Below are 4083 nucleotides of genomic sequence, written 5' to 3'. Positions count from 1 at the left end.
GTTCAACTCTTCAGCTGCAATTATGAAGAAACGTATGCGTTCGCCCTACTTCTGCTACATTTCTTCTTGACATTTTCTTTCCCCTAGTAATCGCTGGAAAATTACAAGCAATCATGATGGAAGTAAATGAGAAAACTCAAAATTAAATTTCAATCTCCCTAGGGTCGATTCCTCGTAGCTTGCTACGTCCAGAAACTGCAGCGTCCGAAGGGTGCTGTTGAGCGAAGTCGAGCCGTGAAGCGTGCAAGTGAAGCAAAGTAATACAAGTCCGCTTACGGCGGCGACGTTCATTCAAATACTTTGAGAATTACCGATTAGAGCTATAGATTTTCGGATAAGAAATAAAAGAAAATATTTTGGGAGTAATAACATTTGTTATGTAGGGATAGATTCCTGTTTAATAAAAGGGCGGGTAGCCATCTTGGTATGGCTTAAATTTAGAGAGTAATTGGGGTTGAACCGAAATACGGGCAAAAAAGTGCAAGATGGGTCGAAAAGCTGTACCTGTACTGAGTTTCAGAAAACCTGCTGAAGAGAGTTCAAAGGATAGGACTTCTGTCCTCCCGCGCAGCAAATCAGGATTGTAACCGCTAGAAGATCTGATGCTTAAAATGTATGTACAGCAAACGGTTTCAAGATTCGCGGCATTATCTTACACGTATCTCAGCTCGACCCCTACGAAGGCATACTTTTAGACTAGACATAAAAGTTTTGCGTCTAAAAGTATGCTCAAAATCGCCCACACCCCTGTGTTAGATGCGTGAACTGACTGCCGACTTTTTCATGCCACTACGGAAGATGTCCTCCGCGATGTCTAGACCAAGCGGAACACCTCCGAATTTTTCCGACAGGTCAGGTTCGCCATTCGGTTTAACCTTAAAGGCGTCAAAAACCCAGTGAACGCCAAGATAAACGCGACTGAGTCCGTTCTCAATAATCATCTGCCACAAGCCACCAGCAAACTCGCGACGATGAGTGGGGCGTACAGTGCCTCTACTGTCCTCGGTGCCGCCCTCAAGCTTTGCATTTCCACTGTTAAGCTCATCGGAGATAAAATCGAGTCCATCAAGCAATGTATCAGGCTTTTGGTTGCCGATGTCCACGCCATAGAATAGCCGTGTGATGTGCAGAGCAGCTGCTCCAAAGGTTGCATGTCCTGATGGATAGGCTGGGAAGTTTGGCGTGAAGTTCTTGTTTAAGGTGAGGCATTCAGCACATTTGCGCCTTGGGTCTTGATCCACGGCCCTTTCTAATTCCTCCTGGGATGGGGAGGACGATCGATTCGTTGGAGGATCCATGGGGGCGTTTGGGAAGAATCTTCGATTCACAATGTTTGACTTTGGTGCACCTAACGGCAACCAGAACGGATCACCATCGTTTGAAATATTATTGTTCGCTTCGGTTGCCGCTGAACCGAAAGAGAGATCATGTTCACGAATCCCGACAACAGGACGCCAGAAATCGTGAAAGTATTTCTGATCCCAAGCTAAAATTCCAGCATCGCCCATGGCTACGTTCACTAAGGCAAGCAGACGAGCATTTTGATCTTCTGTATTCCCTTTAGCAATCGCTACTCGGCGAACAATTTGATTGTATAAGCGTGGTGGTGTTCCTAGCCCGATCGCACCGTCGTAAGCCCAAAAAATGCCAATCAAAGTTTCATCTGGGGTTCGTTGTCTAACCTCTAATGATTCGGGCAGTGCTCCGATCAATTCAGGCATCACGCCTTTGCGGCGCACCTGCCTCAACGCCTTCACATAGTCAGCATCTCCCCGTGGAGGAGCCTTTAGTTCGTGTCGCTCCGTAATCGCGAATCCCTTAGACTTCGCTCCATAAAACGGTGCGTTAAACCCTTGACTGGGGTTGTCGGGGTCAGGGCGATGGCGGTATCGATCTGGGGACGGCATGTAGCCATCAGAATTATCACTCGGATCGCTGGCTCGATCTGCCAGAATTGCCTGCGCGACTTGCACTCCAAATTCGTGCCCAGGGTCGGAGGGGTTGCCGAGTTCTGCCAGCTTGGTATCAAAAAAAGCGGTTTGCTGGGAAAATAGACTTCTTAACGTTTCGTAGGCGGCCCCTGCCACTGCCGCTTGTGGTGAGGCATTGGCGGGAGCAGGCGGTAGTCCAGGTAGGTAGGGCGGTAAATTAGATGGATTCCCTTTGATGCCAGCATAGGCGTCATACACCGCCAGATGAACGATCGCTAAGGCGCGGGAGCTGAGCGTGGGTCCATTTTGCTCTCTCTTGTCTGCCTCAGTGTGGCTGATGCGGTTAGCTTCGAGTGCTACTTCATTCCAAGCGAGAATTGAGTCTGACATAAGTAACTTTTTTACTAAGGTTGATCAGGTTAAGCAGGACGAGGGCAGTAACAGCCCTTTGTTCTGCGGTAAGAGTTGCTTTGGTATCAGTGCCCGACGACCTGGATTAGCGACAGCAGATAACAACGACGTTGCGATGACTGTTGCTTTAGCCTAGAAGACGGGTTAAACCTCTGCAGTACCCTAGAGGGCACCTTTGAAATCTCCGCGACCGCATCTTCCCCAACTATTGGATGTGCTCTAGAGCAAGTCCTTTCAAGTTGCGCACTACATTAGTCGAATGGCGAATTCTAGATGAGGTGATGGTTTCTTTGGTTGATCGCAATACGCAATCAACCAAAGAAACCAAATTGACCAAGAAATTGACCGGAGAGCAATGGCGGGAATGCTCAATCTGAGAAATGCTCTTGAGTTGGTCAATGATGGTTTCGATAATCGAGCGCTTGTGAGCCAGCAATCCGCGTTCGGTGGACTTCGTTTGTGTAGCCGCGAATTCCATTCGCTAGGGCCGAAGTTCGATTCTACTAAATCTATAATCCTTAGTTCTTTTGCTAGCAGGCAATCTTCATGTCTTCATCGAGTGACGACAGATTTCTATTTCCACCAAACCTGTCTGATACTTGAAGCAGTGGTAATGCAAGCTGGGAGTCCCCGGCACTGCCGAGAAAACTATGAGATTACGATTCAGTAGATGCGAAGATGCCTGATGCAATTCGATCGCGATTTAGTTAAACTCAACGGTTGCATTGCGAGCTTTGAATCTGCATTCACCTCGCTGCTGAACCGTACCACCTTTTTGAGATACCATTTCACCCTCGTAATCACCCTGGTAGGCACAGTCAATTCGTAATCGCCATTTTCCTGCTCCAGTGCATGTCGCTGTTGCTGCGGTGCGGTTCACCTGCGTTGTGCAATTCAGACTTCCATTAGACACATTTGCACTGTACGCTGGACGAGTCAGACTAAAAGTGAGTGTGCTGATCGCGAGTGTTCCTAGCATCATTCCGGTAATGTGCTTGAGATCGAACTTTATCAAATTTCTTTGGATGAGTTTGGTGTTCATGATTCTCTCCTTAATAATCGAGTCTGCAAAAAAGTAGTACTTTTGGTTGTCGAGCCATTGTTGAATGACAACGGCAAGTTTTAGAGGTTACAAAAGATTTCGGAATCTTCTGCCTATTGGCAGTTTCCATGCCTCCATTAGTGAATCAGACCTATAAATGTAGAGGTAGGCAAAGTCTTCGTTGCTGGATTGCAAAGGGTTTGCCCGCTTCCCTGATTCAACACGTCTGCTTTTTGAGTTTTATGCAGAGGAAGCTGATAGAAGTCGATGAATTGAGGTTTATAGGCAATTCCTATGCCTCTGTTGATGAATCAGACCTCAGTTCAAAAACTCTGAAGATTAGGAGCAGGCAGATTTACTAAAGCCAGAACTCTGACTTTAGCAAAGGCTTCAAGGTCATGCGTTTTTGCTTCTGTAAATGTGGTTTGCCTCCGCATCAAAAGCAAGCCACTGGTTCAACCAGTGGACCCACCCAGCTTTGAGCGTTCCTAGCGTCACGTTGCCGACGTAAAGTAACTCCCACGGTGGCTTGAGACAACCGTAGGAGAGAAAACAACAGGTCGGAATTCTATCAAAGCCTTTCTCACAGTAAGTGGGATTGCAAGTATCATGTTGTGTTCGTTCCCAAATATCGGCGCAAAATGAGAAAGTGTCAGAATTAAGACTTAAATGTTGAGCGAATTCACTTCCTCGGAAACT

At 47.0% G+C, this 4083-nt stretch carries 3 protein-coding genes and 1 pseudogene; all 4 read right to left on the bottom strand.

Going from position 1 to position 4083, the window contains the following annotated elements; translation table 11 throughout:
- Positions 1–752: 752 nt before the first annotated feature.
- The gene (locus AC5JLB_RS15090) at positions 753–2321 is read right to left on the bottom strand and encodes a vanadium-dependent haloperoxidase (RefSeq protein WP_495874647.1); all 1569 of its coding nucleotides are present in this window, start codon (positions 2319–2321) and stop codon (positions 753–755) included.
- 267 nt (positions 2322–2588) lie between these two features.
- Positions 2589–2778 (bottom strand): annotated as a pseudogene (locus tag AC5JLB_RS15085) (transposase); the annotation flags it as partial.
- Positions 2779–3045: 267 nt separating this feature from the next.
- Positions 3046–3384, bottom strand: coding sequence for a hypothetical protein (locus AC5JLB_RS15080; RefSeq protein WP_495874646.1), 339 nt, complete (start codon positions 3382–3384; stop codon positions 3046–3048).
- Positions 3385–3780: 396 nt separating this feature from the next.
- Positions 3781–4083: hypothetical protein (locus tag AC5JLB_RS15075; protein ID WP_495874645.1), on the bottom strand; the 303-nt coding region annotated here is incomplete at its 5' end.

It is taken from the genome of Myxacorys chilensis (genome assembly GCF_059505265.1).
Note: the sequence above shows the minus strand (reverse complement) of the source record. Positions and strands in the feature narration are given on the sequence as shown.

What these genes read in the sequence shown, in the direction of transcription:
- AC5JLB_RS15080 (WP_495874646.1), bottom strand. Translation starts at nt 3,384, where the DNA reads ATGAACACCAAACTCATCCAAAGAAATTTGATAAAGTTCGATCTCAAG.
- AC5JLB_RS15090 (WP_495874647.1), bottom strand. Translation starts at nt 2,321, where the DNA reads ATGTCAGACTCAATTCTCGCTTGGAATGAAGTAGCACTCGAAGCTAAC.